Genomic DNA, 608 nt, shown 5'->3' with positions numbered 1-608 from the left:
GTGCTTGAGCAGTACGCCATGCGCGAGCCGGACGACTCCCCGCACAAGATCTACATCCACTTCTTCGAGGAACCGGTCGAGGTGCTTACCGACGACGCCGGCAACATCACCGGCCTGCGCACCGAGCGCCAGGAACTCGACGGCAAGGGTGGCATCCGTGGCACCGGCAAGTTCACCGACTGGCCGGTCCAGCAGGTCTACCACGCCGTTGGCTACCGCTCCGAGCCGGTCGAGGGCGTCCCGTTCGACCTTGAGCGCCATGTCATCCCGAACGACGGCGGCCGCGTCCTGGTCACCGCCGAAGAGGGTGCCGCACCGGAGGAGAAGCTCTACGTCACCGGCTGGATCAAGCGCGGCCCGGTCGGCCTGATCGGCAACACCAAGTCGGATGCGAAGGAAACCACCGACATGCTCATCGCCGACGCCGACGCCGGCAAGCTCGCCACCCCGGCCCACACCGGCAAGGACGAGATCCTCGACCTGCTTCGCGAGCGCGGCATCGACTACGCCACCTGGGCCGGCTGGTACAAGCTCGACGAGGCCGAGCGCGCCCTCGGCGCCGCCGACGCGACCTTCCCGCGTGAGCGCAAGAAGATCGTCGAGTGGGA

General features: G+C 67.9%; 1 pseudogene. It reads left to right on the top strand.

Annotation, left to right across the window (positions count from 1 at the left end):
• Positions 1–608: pseudogene (locus tag HMPREF3171_RS01080) on the top strand (pyridine nucleotide-disulfide oxidoreductase); the annotation flags it as partial.

The organism is Corynebacterium sp. HMSC08F01 (assembly GCF_001807545.1).
GTDB classification, from domain to species: domain Bacteria; phylum Actinomycetota; class Actinomycetes; order Mycobacteriales; family Mycobacteriaceae; genus Corynebacterium; species Corynebacterium coyleae.
Note: the sequence above shows the minus strand (reverse complement) of the source record. Positions and strands in the feature narration are given on the sequence as shown.